The following is a 21,378-nucleotide window of genomic DNA, read 5'->3' on the forward strand; positions in this document are numbered from 1 at the left end:
TACAATTTTGCTAAGTGGCTCTCATCTTAAATTTTGTATCAGGTAAGGATTTCAACGGTAAATTTATCTGAGGGTAAAATCATGAAGAGCAAAAAAGTTAATCAAACCCGTCGCAATTTAATTAAAAATGCAGCATTGGCGGTTGCAGGAGTGGGAGTCGGTGCGGGATTATCGCCTAAAAAAGCAGAAGCACAACCACAAAAACCAGGAACCGCAAAATCACCCGCACCATCCTCCCTCCCACTTTCAGGTAAGGTAGCTTTAGTGACAGGTGCAGCAAGAGGAATTGGTCTTGCAACAGCCGTTGAGTTAGCACGGCAAGGTGCAGATATCGCATTGCTTGATATCGCGCAACCACAAGGTGTGAGGAATATTCACAGCTATCGTTTGGCAAATCGTACAGAATTAGAAAAAGCCGTGCGGCTTGTTCAAGCTGAAGGTCGCAGAGCATTGCCAATTGTGGCGGATGTTCGGGATCTAGCAGCTATGAAGCAGGCTGCTGAAACGACTTTGAGAGAACTCGGTGGGCTTGATATTCTTGTCGCTAATGCTGGCATTGCCATCTGGAGTCCTTTTGATGAAATGACTTCTCAACAGTGGAGCGATGTTATTGATGTTAACTTAACAGGCGTTGCTAATTCCATGTGGGCAGTTATTCCACATATGCAAAAGCAAAAGCGTGGCAGAATTATTGCCGTATCATCAATTGGCGGGCGCATGGGTGTTGCAGGAGTGGCTAACTACTCGGCTACAAAGTGGGGCGTTATTGGTTTAGTTAAATCTGTAGCGCTGGAACTGGGGCAAGATAATATTACAGTCAATGCCGTTGCACCAGGTGCTGTTAACACACCGCTTTATCGGAGTGAAGGACAACGTCGCTCAACTTCCGCCAACACAGCCCAAGACCAAGATAAGGTAGCACTCGCTTATCATGCCTTGCCAATACCAGCACTTGAACCCACTGATGTTGCCACAGCGATCGCTTTCCTGACAAAAGATGATGCTCAGTATATTTCTGGTGCAGTTCTTGACGTTGCTGCTGGTGGCAATGCAAGATACACAGCTTAATTTAGATAAATGTTAAATGAACACAAGTAGTCCTCAATCGACCTTTTGCAAAAGTTAGCTTTGACCAAAAGAATGGGATACAAGCCCCGTCCTTCTAGGACGGCTTTTCTTGATTCCTGATGTACTGCTTTAGAACTTCAATTGGCGCACCCCCTACAGACACAGCAAAATAACTAGGACTCCATAAGGCATCTTTATTAGGTTTCGGGTATCGAGCTTGTCCATAGCGGCGACTTGAAACACCTTTTAAAGCATTAACTATTTGAGAGATAGATAATTTAGGAGGGTATTCAATAAGTGCGTGAACATGATTATCCTCGCCGCTAAATTCAATTACTTGAAAGTCCATCTTTTTAGCTACTTCTCTAAACGTCTTATCAATTAATTCAAGGCTTTCTTTTGTAAATACAGACCTACGATACTTAGTAACGCAGACCAAGTGAATTTTTAAGTCTGTAACAGAGTGTCTTTCCCTGCGAAACTGGCTTGTCATTCTCTGTAGACCAATGTATAATTATTTTGTAGACCAATTATAGCACTGTCTATGAAAGCCAGGTATCAATTCCGTTTCTACCCAACAGACCAACAGCAACAGAGTTTAGCTCAGTTGTTTGGCTGTGTGCGCGTAGTTTGGAATGATGCGTTGGCTATCTGTAAGCAGTCTGAAAAGTTGCCCAGTAACAACGACTTGCAAAAGTTGGTGATTACGCAAGCTAAAAAGACTGATGAAAGATCGTGGTTGTCTAATGTTTCTAACATTCCATTACAGCAGTCTGTTGCTGATTTAGGTGTTGCCTACAAGAACTTTTTTGATTCACTCAAAGGTAAAAGAAAAGGTACGGCAGTCGCTACAACGCTTGGAACCCCCGCAACGCGCTGCCTCAAAAAAGTAGGTACTCCCAAGTTTAAAAAGAAAACAGGGAGACAATCAGCACGGTTTAGAATTGGTGGATTTTCTATCAAAGGAGATGAAGTGTACTTGGCAAAGATTGGCAATGTTAAGCCAGTTTGGTCAAGACAACTACCCTCCGGGTTCGCAAGTTTCGACTCGACGGAAACCGCCAAGACTCGAACTTGCTCACCATCTGCACCAAGCAGCGTAACAGTCATCAAAGATTGTGCTAATCGTTATTTCCTCAGTTTCGTTGTAGAGATAGCTCCTATTCAAGTCAACGCTAAAAACCAAAGCATTGGCATTGATTTAGGTCTTAAAACTTTTGCGGTCATGAGTAATGGCGAAGTAGCAACTAGCCCAAATTACTTAAAGAAAGACCGTAAAATTCGCCAACTACAACGCCAACTAGCAAGACAACAATCATGGTCTAAACGCCGTGAAGTTACTCGGTTAAAGATTGCTAAACGACACAATCAAATCGCTGATACCCGCAAAGATTTCCTGCATAAGTTATCAACCAAAGTAGTTAGCGAGAACCAAACTATTGTTTTGGAAGATTTAAACGTATCAGGAATGGTTAAAAACCGCAAACTTGCAAGAGCAATCAGCTTGCAGGGATGGCGAGAATTCCGGGTATTGTGCGAGGCTAAATCTGAAAAGCTTAACCGGGAATTCAGGGTGATTAGCAGATGGGAACCTACTAGTCAAACTTGCTCTTGCTGTGGGTATCGTTGGGGCAAAATTGATCTCTCTGTGCGTTCAGTATTGTGTCTAAATTGCGGTACTGAACACGACAGAGATGAGAATGCCTGTAGAAATATAGAAATGGTCGGCATGGGGCATCGGCACGACCTTAAACGGACACAGAGACAGAGTCAGACGACAACGGTCGCATCAGTCGATGAAGTGTCAAGAATCACCGCACCTTTAGGTCGGTGAGTATGTCAAATTGTTATGTTTATATTCTGAGAAAATTAATACTAACGAGGTCGATTCTCTCGCCCGTGATAGACGCGTAAAATTACAATATCATCCTCAAGAATAACGTAGTGAATTATAAAACCGTACTTACCAAAAGAAACTACAAGTTTCCGCAATCCTGCTATTTCATCTACAATTGTGCCTCGACGAGGATTTTACTGCAAACTTTCGCCTGAAGAGACAATTGTTTGTACTGCTCGTGCTGCTGCATCAGTATTATTAAGTTTTATAAAATCGCAATGACGATTTAAGTCGTTAATTGCAGTTTCACTCCAAACTATGTGGGAGATGGGAGTTCAGTATCAGTTCCTAAACTGTTTGCCCATTCTCGCACGCGATCGTGCATCACTCCTGAACCTGTGCGACGGTAGGTTTCGAGAGCAGATTGGCTTTGCTGAACCATTTGAGCTTCAGTAAGAGGTTGAAAATTTAATGCTGTGTCTATCTCACCGTACTCAATTGATTCTTCTGTTGTTTGAGTAGATTGATTTGTCAGTAAGTGCTCAAAATCTTCTAAATTCCCGGATGAACTAGTTAGCCATGTTAACAGGAGAGTTTTTACCTGTTCTCCGGGTAATGTTTTAATACGCTCTAAAATTTGTTGCCTAATATTGTTTGCTGTCATAAACTTTTTAGTTTTGTAGGAACTTAATGTAAATACCAACGATTTTTACTAATACCAATTTTCTATGAAGATGCATACAATTAGCCTGCGAAGGCAGGCTTTGTTTGTATAGCCCCACATTTCCAATGTGAGGGCAATAATGTGCAACTTCACATAGAATTGGTATAACATATGTAATTTTAACAAAAACGTCGAAATTTTCAAAGTATAATAATTCTTAATTTAAACGGTTGGCAAACCACGTTTTATGCATCAAAATTTCATATTTTACGATCTCCTATAGCGCTCGGTTGGTATCAACTTATTGTTGCTCGATATTTTTATTCTGTTGAGTTATAAAGTAGGATTGAGCAACTATAGCGTGTCTTGTACGCGATTTCCAAGAAATAAATTGTCCCTTTTTTAGGATGGGCTTGGATGCCCATCCTGTATGACTGCGCGAACCCACTGCCATCAAAACTCAAACTCGTGATGCAACAAGCTTGATATCAGCGTACTTCCAAGCTCTCTCAAATCGCTTTTGCATGGAACGAGCTTCTTTTGTCTTGCCTTGTGCGTCTAAGCTTTTTGTCAGCCCCAAAAGCGACCAACCATTTTCAGGATAACGTTCTAAATCTTCCCTGTATACAGTTTCAGCTTCTTGTACGCGTTTAGCTTCCAGCAAAACGGCTCCCAATGATTGCCGAACAGGAGAGTACCAAGTTGCAGGTTCATCGTATCTGAGATTATCTTCTAATGAAACAGCAGTTTTCAAGTGAGCGATCGCTTGTGTATAGTCCTTTTGCTTTGCTGCGAGTTCACCAGCCAAAACTTCAGAAGCAATTTTCATCAAACTGACAGTGGAATTAATATCCCAAACTGTCACCTTCTCTAATGCAGGGTCAGCAGCAATAGCTCTTAACTTTTCCAATTCTTCTGTGGCTTGCTTCAGTTCACCTTTTGCAGTTAACGCCATTCCCCTTGCATAGTGCCAAACTCCATTGGGATACTTCAGGTCTGCGTCTGGTGCTGGCTCTTTGAGAATCTCATCCCACTTCCCAAATTTTGTTAAAGTATACAGTGGTAATGCATAATAATGCTGTAAAGTTCCAAATCCGGGTTGACGCATCACTTTTCGATCTGCAATTGCCGATGTCTCGCGGGCGGTTTGAATTGCTAATGTCCCTTCTCCTCCCATCACAGCCCCTGCTAAAAGGAAGTGATAGTTATGGGGTACGTAACCCAGTTCGTAAATTCCTTTGGTGTGACATGGAGTTAAGGACATAGATTGCTTGTCAGCATCAATGGCTTTTTGGTTGGCGACGACAGCATCATGGTAGCGTCCAACACGAATATAAATATGACCTGGCATATGTACTAAATGTCCAGCGGCTGGAACTAAATTGCGAAGACGATCTGCGCTCGTGACCCCAGTTTCTGGATGGGAAGATGCTTCAACAGCATGAATGTGTAAGTGGAGAGCACCAGGATGATTGGGATTGCGTTTTAAAATAGACTCCAAAGTGGCAAGAAGTTCGGTGGTTCCTGGGTTGGGTTTTCCATCCCTTGTCCAATAATTCCAAGGCATTGTGTCCATTAAAGCTTCAGCAAACAGAGTTGCAGCATCCAAATCATCTGGATAGCGTTTTTGTACCTCTCGCATTGCATTGGTATAAGCAATATCCAAAGGCTTGCGGTCTTCAATGGGTTGTGAAGAGTAACGCTTTGTTAGGGCATTAATATAAGCCTGCTCCTTCTCACTGGCATTTTTGCTCAAATCAACTGCTTTTTGCAATGCTTGAGAGGCTGATGGAATGGCTTCTGCAGCCATCGGTGCGTTAATATTTGGTCCTTGTACAAGTGCAAGTCCCCAATAACATATCGCACAATTAGGATCTAACTTTGTTGCTTCTTGAAAGGAACGTACTGCTAAAGCGTGATTGAATCCATAAGCAAGGACAAGCCCCTGGTCAAAATAGCGTTGGGCAAGTTTTGAGCGAGTTGATATGGGATGATGGTAGTTGCCAATATTCTTGAGCAGAGGTACTGAAGAATGAGTTTCTCGAGTAGAAATGCTACTTGGCTCGTTTGCCATGACTTGACCAAACAGCTTAGTAGGATATGTCAACAATCCAATTGCAATCAGTAAAGACAAAGTAAATAAAATGAATTTTTTGTTCATCAAAACCTCCTATTAAAATCTCTCCTTTCGGCTATGAAGGTGCTCTATCCAAGCTAATATTTCCGCCTCTGATGTATTGTGGATAGACTGATGTGTTATGGGATCGCAAGCACTCCACCAAATGTTGCCCCAGCGATCTCTTGTAGACCAAACACGCAATTCCTGCGGTTCGAGCAAACATATCACTAAATATTCCCAAATAGACTGTATCCTCTCTTTCAAAGTTGGTTTGCGAATGACCACTTCTGGTTCTTCAGAGGATATTAACTCTAGTTGTTTGTATTGTGACCAAGATATAGGATATTTCTTCATCTATTTTAAAAGTAGCAAGTAGGTAAGAGGAAGTAAGCAATGGGATAGTGTTAAAATTTCTTCAATTTATATTTCCCATTGCCTGTTTTTAGAATTAAGCTCTGAAATATAAAGAGCCACGAAACTGAAGAGTTGTACTTGATTGAAAACTAGAAGGTTGAACTGCACGCCGAATTTGATAAGTTTGTCCGAGAAAATGAGCAGAAATCTTAGAAGTTACAGTTTCAATATTTTGAGAAGTAGAAGTATAGGATGAACCGCGATAATTCAGACGCATGAGATAAGTCTCCCGTGTAATTTTGGTAAAAAACAATAAAATTGTGTAACAAACTTTAAAATTTTTAACTTTCGTTCGTGTGGCTCCGTCTGGCTTGTAGTAAGCAAGAACGGCGAACGCCCTGCATTGTAACTACGAGCTAATTGCCATCTCTAGATAGTTTCCCAGCGACAAACCATTGTGCCATTCTCTCTATACCATTTAGCAACGAGAGTAGGTCTCTTGCTCTTAGTATTGATGGAATTGGGATTTGAGGAGAAACCTGCATTGCAAGTAAAAATTTCTTCAATTTTTTCATTAACTTGAGGAGTAGTCTTGTAATATAAATCTTCATGAAATTTCACGTTTTTAATCTCCTTGTTAGATACATTTAATCTTGATGACTTCCAAATTTAGTTATCAATCTTTAATTTGCTGTATTTGGAATTTTCTTTTCCGATTTAACTCTATACCTAGATTCATCTAGCAGTAGAAGCTTTTCGCAAAGGTTAAGGTAAGATTGGCAAGGCTATGACCTTTTATGACATTTTCCGACAAAATTTACATTATTTAATAATTAGATGATGTAATTAGTTAGAATTAGCACTAACTAATAACAACGATAGGCTTCTGACCTGTTCCCTATCACGAAAAATTTTATAGACGCGCTCTTGCGCCTGTACCAACCACTAACCATCAAGCACTATGATTTCTTTACCAGCAGAATATGTTCTTCGTAAAGCAACATCTGAAGATATTTGGTCTATCCGGTTATTGGTACTAAGAGCAGCGCTCGATCCGACTCAAATAAAATGGGAGCAATTTTGGGTCATAGAACACAATGGGGAAATAGTCGCTTGCGGACAACTCCGCAACTTTTCTGGAGTACAAGAGCTTGGGAGTTTAGTCGTTTTACCTAGGTGGAGAGGACAAGGTTTGGGAACTGCTTTGACACAACATTTGATTAATCAAGCAACTTTACCACTTTATTTGGAATGCTTGGGTCAGCAATTAGCTCAGTTGTACAGTCGCTTTGGCTTTACCCAAGTTGCTTTTGAGAATTTACCGCCCTCCCTCAAACGTAAGTTTGGTATATCGCAGCTGGGAAAGAAGCTTATAAGAATTCCTGTTGTGTTTATGCAATACCAAAATAACAGCTAAAGAATGACAAATAGTTGATTCATGACTGTCATAAGAACTCAGTATGCAATTTAACCGTGTAATACCTGACTGTGGAGCAATACGGAGATGACGTTAGTCATACTAAAATTCCCACTAATGTAACGCATGGATTAGTTACATTTTTCCCTACTGATGAAAAGCTTCAATTTCTATCATTGATATTAAGTTGGATAAAAATTTTATCAACTGAACCGTATTGAATTCAACAAAGGAGATTTATTGATGAAACCTATTATTGCAGGTACGTTGCTTGCTCTACCATTCGCGATCGCTTCTATCCCAACACAACAAGCATCTGCATTGGAGGTTATTGTAAATCCTCGCGTTCATAGAGCCCCAGCCCCAGTGGTCATCAGTCGGCGAGTTGAAAGACAAAGACAACGGTGGATTCCCGGACATTGGGAGAGAAGACGCAACGGTCGGGTATGGATTCCCGGTCGCTATGTACGTTATTAAGAGCAAAGTTATCTTGGCTTTACTCTTTTTTCATTAACTTCAATCAAACCTATTTCTTGTCCAGTCAGGGGAGCATGAAGAGTGCAGATACCTAGTTAGAGATGATCCTTACATCAACTCTAACTAACATATTCATTGACTTTAACGAAAGAAGTTTAAAAAAGCAAGGAATACAGCAAGAACAACAAACGGACTTGCTCCATCCTTGATAATCCAAGTTGCGCCCGATTCATTAATAAAAACTTGGTAGCTTGCTCAAAGTCCGTTTCTATAGTATTGGAACAGACAAGACGATCTTTACAAGGGTTATAAGCAATGCATAATTAATTTCTGGATCTGTCGATCGGTCATTAACTAAGATAAAACTCCATCTTAAGACTCAAGCATTTAATTTGTAGAGACGTTAACACTATTAGCAGTAACCAGTTATTACCGATCGCCGGTCGCCCATCGCTGGTTGCTGTTTACTGATGTAGAGAGTAGGAAAATGACAGATTCACAAGACCGCAATCAAACAATTAAGAAGCTGCGCGAACTCGTCAAGGATATGGACATTGGAATGCTGACTACAATCGATGAAGATGGAACGCTGCACAGTCGCCCCATGTCAACTAACTCTGAAGTGGAATTTGATGGCGATCTCTGGTTTTTTACTTACGCCAGTTCGCACAAAATTCTAGAGATCGAACAACACCAGCAGGTTAATGTCAGCTTTTCAGACCCGAAAGCGCAAACCTATGTTTCCATGTCAGGTACAGCTCGGTTGGTACGCGATCGCAACAAAATTCAGCAGTTATGGAAACCACAATTAAAAGCTTGGTTTCCTAAAGAATTAGAAGAACCCGATATTGCTTTACTAAAAGTGAATGTCGAAAAAGCTGAATACTGGGATGCACCCTCAGGTTTTGTTGCTCACACGATTGGTTTGGTGAAAGCGATCGCCACAGGAGAGAAAGCCAAAGTTGGCGAAAATGAAAAAGTCAGCTTGAAGTAAGAAACCAAGAATGTAAAGACGCATCTTAGAGCGTCTTTACATGCAATATTTGTATTGGAATTCTAGTATAAATTTTCGGTTTTGTTGGTAAACAGCTTATATATCTGGGAACACTAAAGCTGCAGTCTAAGAATTCCGCAGTATGGTCACTCCCCAAATCAAGATTCCCGGATATGAAGTGAGCGAACAAATCTACAACGGTTCTAGAACCCTTGTTTATCGCGGGTATCGAGAATCTGATTCCATGGTCGTGGCGATAAAACTGCTAAAAAATCCCTATCCCACTTTTAGCGAACTCTTGCTGTTTCGCAATCAGTACATTATTGCCAAAAACCTAGAAATACCGAGCATCATCAGACCCTACAGTCTAGAACCTTACTACAACAGCTATGCCTTGGTCATGGAAGACTTTGGTGGTATTTCCCTCCAACAATTTACGCAAGGAAAACCACTGCCATTAGATAGATTTCTCTTGATTGCGATTCAACTCACACACACCTTACACCAGCTGCATCAACAGCGAGTCATTCACAAAGATATTAAACCTGCTAACATCTTGATTCATCCTGACACAAAGCAAATTAAGCTGATTGACTTTTCCATCTCAACATTGCTACCCAGAGAAATCCAGCAAATTCAAAGCCTCAATACCTTAGAAGGAACTTTAACATACCTCTCGCCAGAACAAAGCGGGCGTATGAACCGAGGGATTGACTACCGCAGCGACTTTTATTCTTTGGGCGTGACTTTCTTCGAGCTGCTGACAGGGAAATTGCCTTTTGAGTCGAACGAGCCGATGGAATTGGTATACTGTCACATTGCCAAGCAACCTCCTTTGATAGGGGAGAGGCGACAGGGGGTAGGTCAAGGTAAGACAATCTCTAGCGATCGGGGGCTATGGGAAACTCAAGATCCCGAAGAAATGCGGATCGGGAGTATAAAGATCGAGCAAATCCTTGAGAAGATTGTCAATAAATTGATGGCGAAGAATGCCGAAGATCGCTATCAAAGCGCCATCGGGCTCAAGTACGATTTAGAGCAATGCCTGATGCTACTGAACCAAACAGGAGCAATTCCCAACTTCCAACTCGGTCAAAGGGATATCAGCGATCGCTTCCTCATTCCCGAAAAGCTCTACGGGCGGGAAACGGAAGTCGCTAATTTGTTAGCAGCTTTTGAGCGTGTCAGTGGAGGAGTTGGGTTAGATTATTTGCCGCGTAGCGAACTCATGCTTGTTGCTGGCTTCTCTGGGATTGGCAAAACAGCAGTTGTCAGCGAAGTTCACAAACCCATCGTCCGCCAGCACGGCTACTTTATTAAAGGCAAGTACGATCAATTTCAACGGAATATTCCCTTTAGTGCTTTTGTACAGGCATTCCGGAATTTAATCGGACAATTGCTCAGTGAAACTGATGCTCAACTGCAACAATGGAAAACTAAAATTTTAGAGGCGTTGGGAGACAACGGACAAGCGATCGTTGAAGTCATTCCCGAACTCGAATCTATTATTGGCAAACAGCCTGCGGTGGTGAAATTATCAGGAACCGCCGCCCAAAATCGCTTCCATCTGCTGTTCCAAAAGTTTATTCAGGTGTTTGCGACAGTGGAACATACCCTAGTCATCTTTTTGGATGATTTGCAGTGGGCAGATTTAGCATCCCTGAATTTAATGAAACTGTTGATAAGTGAAACAGAAACAGGCTATCTGTTCATCATTGGTGCTTACCGGGATAATGAAGTCTTTCCTACTCATCCGTTGATGCTGACTTTGAACGAAATCCAAAAGACAAAGGCATCTGTCAACACCCTCACGCTGGCTCCCCTGACGTCCGCAGATGTAAATCATTTAATTGCAGACACATTGAGTTGTCCGCTAGCGCGTGCATTGCCGTTGAGTGAGTTAGTTTATCAAAAAGCTCGAGGAAATCCTTTTTTCACGACTCAATTTCTCAAAGCGCTCTATGAAGATCGACTGATTACCTTTGATATTGATGGGAGGTGTTGGCAGTGTGATGTTTCTCAGGTGCGATCGCTCGCCCTCACCGATGATGTTGTTGAGTTTATGGCATTGCAACTTCAAAAGCTGTCACCTCAAACTCAGACAGTTTTGAAGTTAGCAGCCTGTATTGGCAATCAGTTTGATTTAGGTACATTGGCGATTGTCAGCGAACAATCTCAGGTGGAGACTGCAGGGGATTTGTGGAATGCCTTGCAGTCAGGTTTAATTTTGCCACAAAGTAAGGTTTATAAGTTTTATCAAGATTCGTCATTCGTCAAATATCATTTCCCATTTGCAGATACCCGACAACGAATGACATTTAACCAAGGGCAAAGTTCAGTTACTTATAAGTTTTTGCACGATCGCATTCAACAAGCTGCCTATTCACTCATTCCAGAGTCTCAGAAAAAAGCTGTGCATCTCAAAATCGGACAATTGTTGCTACAAAATACGTCACCCGAGCTTCTTGAAATCCATATTTTTGATATTGTCAATCAACTCAATGAGGGAGTTAGCATTATTGCCCAACAAGCGGAAAAAGCTGAATTAGCAAAACTCAATTTGATGGCTGGCAGAAAAGCTAAAGCTTCTACGGCTTATAAAGCTGCTCTCAAATACTTTGACTTAGGCATGAAATTGTTGCCAGAAAATACCTGGCATACACATTATAATATAACATTTGGCTTTTATCGAGAACGGGCTGAGTGCGAGTATTTAATCGGTCATTTAGAGCAAGCAGAATATTTCTTCGATTTAGCATTATCCCATGCTCGCAATCAATTTGAGCAAGCAGATCTTTATGCCATACAAATGTATTTAAAAATGACTCAAGGTGAGAACATTCAAGCAGGTTGTGAAGCAGGCTTGAAAGGTTTGAGTATTATGGGACTGCAACTACCACCGACTGTTGAAGAGCAGCAAGCCGCAATCAAAACTAAATTAGAAGAGTTAAAAACTCAACTTGCAAGAGTGACTCCATCTGATTTATTCGAGTTACCTGAGATGACAGATCCAGCTAAGAAAATTTGTATGAGCCTTTTAGCTGATCTTTGGGCAGTGGCATATATGGCAGGTTATCAGCATCTTGCTCTTTTGAGTTCTCTACTGACGATCGATTTATCATTGAAATATGGTAATGCCGAAAGTTCTGGTTTTGCTTACTCTCTCTATGGGATGGCTTTGGCAAATCAAGGAGATTATCAAACAGCTTATGAGTTCGGACTATTAGCTTTAAAACTGGATCGCCATTTTAATTGTACTAAATTTATTTATAAAACAAATAATATTTTTGCACACACAATTAATCCCTACAATCAGCATTTAAATACAAATTTACCTCTGTCTCAGCAATCATTCCAAACCAGTCAAGAATCCGGAGATGTTGTGTTTGGTGTTTGGGCAGTTTCATTTCTGATTTGGGCAATGTTAATTAAAGGCGATCGTTTAGCTGATGTCTGTGTGGAAACTGAAAAATATCTCAGTTATGTCCAGCAAGTGAACGATGTAAATATGCTGTATGCGTTTACGTTACAGCGACAGTTTCTCTTGAAACTACAAGATCCATCTCAAAAAACTGACTTATTAGGCGAACGCCATGATTTGGAAATTCCATACATAGACATTTGGCGACAAAAGAAAAACTTTGAACATGGAATTAATTGGTACTGCTTTCTCAAACTACAACTTTCATACCTTTATGGTAAATATACAGATGCTGTTATAGCAGCAGAGGAAGCACAGAAAACACTGGTATCAAATGCTGGTTTTTTCCCAATTATTCAATACCATTTTTATTATCCACTCAGCGTGGCTGCCCTTTATGAGACTGCGACATCAGAAGAAAAAATGCAGTATTGGAAAGTGTTGCAAGAGCATCAGCAAATTACCAAACAATGGGCTTATTATTGCCCAGCTAACTTCTTGCATCGATACCTATTGCTATCTGCTGAAATGGCAAAAATTTCCGGTCGATGTATGGAAGCTAGCGATTTATACGATCGCGCGATCGCCGAAGCTAAAGCCAATAATTACATCCAAGAAGCAGCACTAGCCAACGAACTAGCGGCTAAATTTTATCTTAGATGGAACAAAGAACGTATAGCCCAGGAATATGTCATTGAAGCTTACTATGGGTACGCCCATTGGGGAGCAAAAGCCAAAATAGCCGATCTAGAAACCTGCTATCCCAAACTCCTCGCCCCCATCCTTCAACAAAGCGATTATCCTATCTCCGTAAAAGAAACTCTCTTCACATTGAGTCGTGTCTCTGTAAGCAGTTCTAGCAGCAGTATCTCAAATTCACTTGATTTAGCTACCATTCTCAAAGCTTCTCAAACTATTTCTAGTGAAATTGAACTAGAAAAACTACTCTCAGCGTTGTTACGTATCATTATTGAAAATTCCGGAGCCAATAAGTGCGTGTTGCTCCTGTCGCAGGAGGAAGACTTAATGGTTCAAGCCGTTTCTGGTGACGATTTTTCTTTATTGCTGCAGAAGCCACAGCCCCTCAAAGACAGCCAAGACGTACCGCTCGGTTTGATCGATACTGTCAAACGCAGCTTGCAACCTGCGGTAATTATTGATGCCACACAGCATCTGGAATTTATTCATGACTCTTATATTCAGCAACACCAACCCAAGAGTATCCTGTGCAGTCCGATTTTGCTTCAAGGTAAGTTGCTTGGCGTATTGTACCTAGAAAATAATCTCGTTACTGGAGCCTTTACTAGAGAGCGCGTCGAACTGCTCAATCTGCTGTGCGCTCAAGCAGCTATTGCTCTGGAAAATGCCCAACTTTACAAGCGTTCGCTAGAGTATTCCCAACAACTAGAGCAGTCACTCGAAGAGTTAAGTGCCACTAACTCTCGCTTCCAAAACCTCGTAAACAATGTTCCTGGTGTAGTTTATCAATTACGCATGACTGCTGATGGGTCTGTATTTCTCCCCTATATTAGTGCAGATTGTTATGACTTATACGAAATCACTGCCGAGCAAGCGATCGCTAACTTACAAATTCTCCTAGACAGAGTACATCCAGACGATGCCGCCACTTACGAGCAGTCTATGACAGACTCAATTCAAACTCTGACTCCTTGGCACTGGGAAGGCAGAATTGTTACACCGTCTGGAATGGTTAAGTGGATTCACGGTGCTGCTCGAATCCAACAACTTCTTGATGGGACTCTCGTCTGGGATGGATTGTTGTTGGATATTAGCGATGCCTATCTCCAAGCTATACAACGCCAAAAAGCGGAGGAACAACTGCGAGCATCTCAGCAACGCCTCCAGCTCTTGGTTGAGCAAACGCCACTCGCAGTTATAGAGTGGGATACTAATATTCAGGTGACTGACTGGAACCCAGCGGCAGAACGAATCTTCGGCTACACCAAACAGGAGGCATTGGGTCATCAATTCCAATTCCTCATTCCTGAAAGAATTCGAGCACAAATGGAACGAGTTAGCATCGAGATTTTATCGCAGCAGGGTGGCAATTACAGTATTAACGAAAATGTGACCAAAGATGGCAAAAGTATTATTTGTGCTTGGTACAATAATCCGCTTGTGAATGCAGATGGCGAGTTAATTGGAGTTGCTTCGCTAGCAGATGATATTACCGAGCAAAAAGTTGCCGAAGTTCAACTTCAACAAAAGGCAGAGGAGCTCGAAGCTGCTTTACAAAACCTGCAACAAGCACAAATACAAATCGTCCAAAGTGAAAAGATGTCTGCACTCGGTAACTTAGTGGCTGGTGTCGCTCATGAAATGAATAATCCCCTCGGTTTTATTGCTGCGAGTCTCAATCAAGCTAAACCCACTATTGCCGAGCTCATCGAACATTTGAAATTGTATCAAGAATGCTTATCATTACCAAGCCAAAAAATTCTTGACCATGCTGGGGAAATTGACTTAGATTATACCTTGGAAGATTTGCCCAAAATGATTGATTCCATGACAATGGCGTGCGACAGGCTGAGGAATATCAGTACCAGTCTCCGCACATTTTCCCGTTCCGATAAAAACCATCAAGTGCCATTTCAGATCCACGAGGGTATTGATAGTACAATTTTACTTCTCAAACATCGCCTGAAAGCGAACGAACAACGTCCAACCATTGAAGTGATAACTAACTACGGTCAATTACCTCAAATCTCGTGTTTTCCCGGACAATTAAATCAAGTCTTTATGAATATCTTGGCCAATGCTATTGATGCATTGGATGAGTCAAACACCGGGCGCAGTTTTGCAGAAATTCAAGCTTTACCCAACCAAATTAAAATCAAAACAGCGTTGGAAAATGAAGCTGTCAAGATTATTATTGCTGATAATGGAATAGGTATGAAAGAAGCAGTCAAAGAAAGGATTTTTGACCATTTATTTACAACGAAAGCTGTTGGAAAAGGAACTGGTTTTGGATTGGCGATCGCCCGTCAAATTGTGGAAGAAGTTCATCATGGTAAATTGAGATGTAACTCTGTTTTGGGTAAGGGGACAGAGTTTTTGATTGAAATACCGTTGTAGCTTTTATGGGAACAATAAGCCTTAAATCAGACACGATATCATTATTGCCCTAGTGATGGCAATACAGAATGGATGTAGAGCCCTTCGAGATATACAGCCTTTAGACGTGTCTAACTTGACAAACTTAAAATTCCTCAATCAACTTCCTTTGTTGGTAAAAAATTGTATAGATCTGGGAAAACTAAATATGGCAGTCTCAAAGATTTAGCAGTATGGTCACTCCCCAAATCACTATTCCCGGTTACCAAGTGAGCGAACAGATCTACAACGGTTCAAGAACCCTGGTTTATCGTGCTTGTCGAGAAACTGACTCCTTACCTGTAGTCATTAAACTGCTAAAAAACCCTTATCCGAGCTTCAGCGAACTGGTGCAGTTTCGCAATCAGTATACCATTGCCAAAAATTTCAATTCATCCCTAATCGTTCAAACTTATAGCTTGGAGCCGTACCAAAATGGCTATGCATTGATTGTCGAAGATTTTGGCGGAATTTCACTCAAGGAATGGGGAGTGGGAAGTAGGGAACGGGGGATGGGGGAAAACTTACAATGTCTTCAAGAGTTTTTAGCGATCGCGATCGCCACGAGCAAGATCTTAGATGTACTGTATCACGAGCGCATTATTCATAAAGACATTAAACCCAGCAATATTTTAATTCATCCGGAAACCAAACAAATCAAATTAATAGACTTTAGTATTGCATCGCTACTTCCAAGAGAAACGCAAACGCCGATCGACCCTAATGTTTTAGAAGGGACACTAGCGTATATTTCCCCAGAACAAACCGGAAGAATGAATCGGGGGATCGATTACCGAACTGACTTTTATTCTTTGGGCGTAACTTTTTACGAACTGCTGACAGGAAGATTACCCTTTGAGTCAAATGATGCAATGGAGTTAGTGTATTCTCATATTGCCAAGAAAGCATCTCCAGTTAATGAAATTCATCCTCAAATCCCATCTGTCATTGGGGAGATTGTCAGCAAATTGATGGCAAAAAATACGGAAGAGCGCTATCAAAGTGCATTAGGATTGAGATTTGATTTAGAAAATTGTTTGGCGCAATTAAAAGAAACGGGTGAGATTCAGAAATTTGAAATTGCCAGATGGGATGCGTGCGATCGCTTCATCATCCCCGACAAACTCTACGGACGAGAAAAGGAAGTAGAAACTCTACTCCAAGCATTTGAAAGAGTTGCAAGCCCTGGTGAATCTCCCCTTGAGAAGGAACCAAAGAGAGCAGAGATGATGCTGGTAGCGGGCTTTTCTGGTATTGGAAAAACTGCGGTTGTTAACGAAGTTCACAAACCTATAGTAAGACAGCGCGGTTATTTTATCAAAGGGAAATACGACCAATATCAGCGAAATATTCCCTTCAGCGCTTTTGTACAAGCGTTTCGGGATTTAATGGAACAATTGTTAACAGAAAGCAATGCTCAAATCCAGCAATGGAAAACCAAGATATTAAAAGCTGTTGGAGAAAATGGACGGGTTATTACTGAAGTGATTCCCGAATTAGAAAGAATTATTGGCATTCAACCATCGGTAGCAGAACTATCAGGAACTGCGGCTGAGAATAGATTTAATTTATTGTTCCAAAAGTTTACCCAAGTCTTTACTGCAGCCGAGCATCCCTTAGTGATATTTTTAGATGACTTGCAATGGGCTGATTCGGCCTCTTTGAAGTTATTGCAATTATTAATAGCTGATACAGGTTATCTTTTTATAATTGGTGCGTACCGAGATAACGAAGTCAATCCCGGACATCCATTCTTAGTTGCTTTAAAAGAAATCGAAAAAACACAAGCAAATATCCATACAATAACGTTAGAACCATTGAGTCAAGATAGAATCAATTGTTTGGTAGCTGATACACTAAAATGTACGGAAGATTTGGCACAATCGCTCTCTGTATTGGTCTTTCAAAAAACCAAAGGAAATCCGTTTTTTGCCACACAATTTCTCAAAGCATTGTATCAAGATAAAGTCATTCAATTTACTCCTCACTATTTAGAGCAGGAAACAGTGAATCGTGAGTCTCTCGACTATGAGAGGGGAGGGTGGCAATGCGACCTGACACAAGTCAATGTGCAAGCACTGACAGATGATGTCGTTGCATTTATGACCTTGCAAATACAAAAGCTACCTCAATCAACGCAAAAGATTTTACAGTTATCGGCATGTATTGGCAATCAATTTGATTTAGCCACTTTAGCAATTGTTTCGGAAAAATCAGAAATTGAAACAGCAACAGATTTGTGGAAAGCGCTGCAGGAAGGGTTAATTTTACCGACTAGCGAAGTCTATAAGTTCTATCAACAAGAGTCATTAGTCAACAGTCACGGATTATTAGAAACTAACGAACAAAAGACACTTAACAAAGGAGTAAGAACAATTGCGTACAAATTTTTACACGACCGCGTACAGCAAGCTGCCTATTCTCTAATTCCCGACGATCGAAGACAATCAACTCATCTCAAAATTGGACAGTTACTTCAGCAAAATTTATCATTAATAGAACAAGAAGAAAAAATCTTCGATCTTGTTGGGCATTTCAACCAAGGGCAAGAGTTAATAACTCAACCACAGGAAAGAGAAGCATTAGCTCAACTTAACTTAAAAGCTGGAATTAAAGCAAGAAATTCTACCGCCTATGCAGCAGCAAGAAGCTATTTGCAAATAGGAATTGATTTATTACAGCCAAACTCTTGGTTGCATCAATATGAATTAACGCTAAACCTCTATGTTGCGGCTGCCGAAGTTGCTTATTTGAATGCTGATTTTGATAGCATGGAGCAGATAGCAGCAGTGGTGTTGCTATCTGCCCAAACAATTTTAGACAAAATCAAAATTTACGAGATTCAAATTGTTGCTCAGGTAGCTCGAAGTAAAATGTTGGAAGCTATTGCAATAGGTCGAGAAGTCCTAGGGCAATTGGGTGTTGAACTGCCCGACGAAGCCGAGCGAGCCACTATCGACAAAGCACTACAAACCCTTAGCAGCCAACTCCAAGACAGACGGATTGAGGAACTGATTGATTTACCCGTGATGAGTGATGCGGCAAATCAAGCAGCCATGCAACTACTCGCAATATTATTTTCACCCATTATTCAAGGAATGCCGGGATTATTGCCATTATTGAGTGCGAAGATGGTCAGTTTATCACTCGAATTTGGGAATACACATGCATCAACTATGGGATATGCGGCTCATGCTGTCGTGTTATGTGGCTGTTTAGAAGATGTAGAAATGGGCTATAGCTTTGGTAAATTAGCGATTTCCTTACTAGATCGCTTCAATGCAAAGAAATTCAAGCCCATGATTATGGCTTTGTTTGGGTTTTGTATTCAGCATCATCGGGAAGCGATCGGAGCAATGATACCGACATTGAAAGAGGGCTATACCGCGAGCATGGAAATTGGTGATTTTCTCTACGCTGGCTACAACATTGTCCGTTACCTTGATGGCAAATTCTTTAGTGGAGTAGAACTGGACACTTGGATACCAGAAATTGCAACTTACACAGCTGTTTTGGCAAAGTTGAAACAACATTCTATTCGGACTTTTTTGGATATCAGGCAGCAGATAGTACATAACTTGAAGGAACCCGTGAGCCAACCGGATTGCTTAATTGGAACTGCTTACGATGAAATACTCATGATGCCCAAGCACCATCGGGATTGCGAACTTACTATCATTGCCGAAGTCTATATTTGTAAACTGATGCTTGCCTGCTTTTTCGGCAATTACACCAGTGCCTTAGATTATATCTCCCAAGCCGAGGAGTATTTGATAGCAGTATCGGGATTTCTTTTTATTCCCATTTTCCATTTTTATGCAGCTTTAACGTACTTGGCAATCTTCCCCAAGCAGTCACAACACAAGCAAGCTGAAATGATGGCCTTGGTAGAAACCCATCAAGCTGCTCTCTATCAATCGGCGCAAAACGCTCCCATGAATTATCTTCATAAATGGTATTTGGTTGAAGCCGAACGGTGTCGGGTTTTAGGTAACAAAGTCGATGCTCTAGAAATGTACGATCGCACCATCCAACTTGCTCAAGAAAACGGCTTCGTCCAAGACGAAGCGTTGAGTCATGAACTAGCTGCTAAATTCTATTTAGACTGGGGGAAAAAGCAATTTGCTCAACTTTACCTTACAAATGCTTACTACTGTTACGCACGCTGGGGCGCACTTGCCAAAGTCGAAGATTTAGAAAAAGGCTATCCTGAATTACTCGCAACTATACTCCAACAGCCACAAATGAGTCTGAATCGCGATAGCACTATTATCAATTTGGCTTCTAAAACTGTCTTTTCCAAAAAGACAACTCTTTCAGATAATCTGGACTTGACAACTGTTTTCAAAGCCTCACAAGCTCTCTCCAGTGAAATTCAACTGGAGCAATTACTCTCCACATTAATGCAAGTTATGATGGTCAATGCAGGTGCTGATAAATGTGTTTTGATGCTAGTTAAAGAGCGTCGTTTAACTATAGAAGCTACGGCTCGATCGCAAGAAAATCATACAAAAAGTCATTGCAGTTTACAGCCATCTCTCCCCGTAGAATTTAGTTCGGAGATTCCTAAGAGTGTGATTAACTATGTGTTTCATACTAGTGAAACTTTAGTCAGCGATGATGATTCAATCCCTCCAATCCCTCTAACCTCTGACCCTTATTTTCAGCGTGAAAAACCTCAGAGCCTTTTGTGTACTCCAATTCTCAAGCAAGGAAAATTAATTGGTATTCTTTATTTAGAAAATCACTTGACTACAGCGGTATTTACACGCGATCGCCTGCAAGTTCTCAAACTCCTTACGACTCAAGCCGCTATCTCCCTAGAAAATGCCCAACTTTATCGCCAATTAGAGGACTATTCTCATACCCTAGAGCAAAAAGTAGAAGAACGCACGCAAGAAATTACACGTTCTTACGCTCAGCTTGAATCTACATTAGAAAAACTTTACTCCACTCAATCCCAACTTATTCAAGCGGAAAAAATGTCGGGTTTGGGACAGTTAGTAGCGGGAATTGCTCATGAAATTAATAATCCGATTAATTTTATTTATGGAAACTTAGAACCAGCGAGTGCATACGTTTCCTCCTTGGTTGAGTTAAATAATTTATATCAGAAATACTATCCACATCCTTTGCCGGAGATAGAAGAGAAAATTGCAGATATAGAACTCGATTTTTTAGTGAATGATTTACAAAAATTACTGAAGTCGATGAAGGTAGGAGCGGAACGTATCCATCAGATTGTGCTTTCATTGCGAAACTTTTCTCGCTTGGATGAAGCAGAACTCAAACCAGTCAACATTCACTCCGGTATTGATAGTACTTTGTTAATTTTGCAGCATCGCCTGAAAAATAATAGCAAGCATCCCGAAATTAAACTGATTCAAGAGTACGGTCAATTGCCTTTGGTGAATTGTTATGCTTCTGCAATGAATCAGGTCTTCATGAATATCATTAATAACGCCATTGATGCTTTAGAAGAATCCGAGACAAATCGCGAACCTGTTATTTCTATTAAAACGGAATTCCTCGAACCACAAAAGGTACAGATCCGCATTGCAGATAACGGTATCGGGATGAGCAAGTCAGTTCAAAGTCAGATGTTTAATCCATTTTTTACGACCAAGCCAGTTGGTAGTGCTACAGGTTTGGGATTGTCAATTAGCTATTCGATTGTGGTCGAAAAACATGGGGGTCAGTTAAGCTGTATTTCCACACAAGGGGAGGGGACAGAGTTTTTCATTGAAATTCCTATATAACAGTCCCTATAGAAGTTACAAACACTTCTTCCGTGTCTCCCTTGTCCCCCTTGTCCCCCTTATTCAAAACTCAAATACGATCGCTGTATGAATTTTGATTCGTGTTGCTAAACCACCAGCCGCATTTGGGAAAACTAAATATGGCAGTCTCAAA

The 21,378-nt window shown here is 41.0% G+C and carries 13 protein-coding genes; 7 read left to right on the forward strand and 6 right to left on the reverse strand.

Translation table 11 applies throughout. The features are described from left to right. Positions 1-81: 81 nt before the first annotated feature. Positions 82-1,068, forward strand: a complete 987-nt coding sequence (locus HC643_RS13415; RefSeq protein WP_050045751.1) for a mycofactocin-coupled SDR family oxidoreductase — start codon at positions 82-84, stop codon at positions 1,066-1,068. 94 nt (positions 1,069-1,162) lie between these two features. Here the strand turns inward: HC643_RS13415 and tnpA are convergent, their stop codons facing one another. Beyond that, complete coding sequence (gene tnpA, locus HC643_RS13420) at positions 1,163-1,561, reverse strand: IS200/IS605 family transposase (protein WP_038079531.1); 399 nt, start codon at positions 1,559-1,561, stop codon at positions 1,163-1,165. A gap of 51 nt (positions 1,562-1,612) precedes the next feature. Here tnpA and HC643_RS13425 point away from each other — a divergent pair, with 51 nt between their 5' ends. Then, on the forward strand, positions 1,613-2,902 hold the full coding sequence (locus HC643_RS13425; protein WP_038079522.1) for an RNA-guided endonuclease InsQ/TnpB family protein: 1,290 nt from the start codon (positions 1,613-1,615) through the stop codon (positions 2,900-2,902). Between the two features lie 319 nt (positions 2,903-3,221). On the opposite strand, the gene HC643_RS13435 is transcribed toward HC643_RS13425, so the two are convergent. The 5 genes from HC643_RS13435 to HC643_RS13455 form a co-directional block, all read right to left on the reverse strand. After that, positions 3,222-3,569 (reverse strand): hypothetical protein, encoded by a 348-nt coding sequence (locus tag HC643_RS13435; RefSeq protein ID WP_038100320.1) that lies wholly within the window; start codon positions 3,567-3,569, stop codon positions 3,222-3,224. 460 nt (positions 3,570-4,029) lie between these two features. After that, on the reverse strand, positions 4,030-5,730 hold the full coding sequence (locus tag HC643_RS13440) for a tetratricopeptide repeat protein (protein WP_038100318.1): 1,701 nt from the start codon (positions 5,728-5,730) through the stop codon (positions 4,030-4,032). Positions 5,731-5,742: 12 nt separating this feature from the next. After that, complete coding sequence (locus HC643_RS13445) at positions 5,743-6,042, reverse strand: hypothetical protein (protein WP_050045752.1); 300 nt, start codon at positions 6,040-6,042, stop codon at positions 5,743-5,745. Between the two features lie 94 nt (positions 6,043-6,136). Continuing rightward, on the reverse strand, positions 6,137-6,319 hold the full coding sequence (locus tag HC643_RS13450) for a DUF4278 domain-containing protein (protein WP_050045753.1): 183 nt from the start codon (positions 6,317-6,319) through the stop codon (positions 6,137-6,139). A gap of 152 nt (positions 6,320-6,471) precedes the next feature. Beyond that, the gene (locus HC643_RS13455; protein WP_137986276.1) at positions 6,472-6,663 is read right to left on the reverse strand and encodes a hypothetical protein; all 192 of its coding nucleotides are present in this window, start codon (positions 6,661-6,663) and stop codon (positions 6,472-6,474) included. 340 nt (positions 6,664-7,003) lie between these two features. On the opposite strand from HC643_RS13455, the gene HC643_RS13460 reads away from it, so the two are divergent. The 5 genes from HC643_RS13460 (at position 7,004) to HC643_RS13480 (ending at position 21,224) form a co-directional block, all read left to right on the forward strand. Continuing rightward, positions 7,004-7,459 (forward strand): GNAT family N-acetyltransferase, encoded by a 456-nt coding sequence (locus HC643_RS13460; protein WP_038100312.1) that lies wholly within the window; start codon positions 7,004-7,006, stop codon positions 7,457-7,459. A 243-nt stretch (positions 7,460-7,702) separates the two neighbouring features. Continuing rightward, positions 7,703-7,936, forward strand: a complete 234-nt coding sequence (locus tag HC643_RS13465; RefSeq protein ID WP_063779494.1) for a YXWGXW repeat-containing protein — start codon at positions 7,703-7,705, stop codon at positions 7,934-7,936. 487 nt (positions 7,937-8,423) lie between these two features. Continuing rightward, on the forward strand, positions 8,424-8,930 hold the full coding sequence (locus HC643_RS13470; RefSeq protein WP_038100321.1) for a pyridoxamine 5'-phosphate oxidase family protein: 507 nt from the start codon (positions 8,424-8,426) through the stop codon (positions 8,928-8,930). Positions 8,931-9,072: 142 nt separating this feature from the next. After that, positions 9,073-15,447 carry an ATP-binding sensor histidine kinase gene (locus HC643_RS13475; protein WP_050045755.1) on the forward strand — a complete coding sequence of 2,125 codons (6,375 nt, stop codon included), beginning with the start codon at positions 9,073-9,075 and terminating at the stop codon, positions 15,445-15,447. A 212-nt stretch (positions 15,448-15,659) separates the two neighbouring features. Beyond that, positions 15,660-21,224 (forward strand): trifunctional serine/threonine-protein kinase/ATP-binding protein/sensor histidine kinase, encoded by a 5,565-nt coding sequence (locus tag HC643_RS13480; protein ID WP_038076211.1) that lies wholly within the window; start codon positions 15,660-15,662, stop codon positions 21,222-21,224. The last annotated feature ends 154 nt before the right edge of the window (positions 21,225-21,378 follow it).

It is taken from the genome of Tolypothrix bouteillei VB521301, assembly GCF_000760695.4.
GTDB lineage: Bacteria > Cyanobacteriota > Cyanobacteriia > Cyanobacteriales > Nostocaceae > Scytonema > Scytonema bouteillei_A.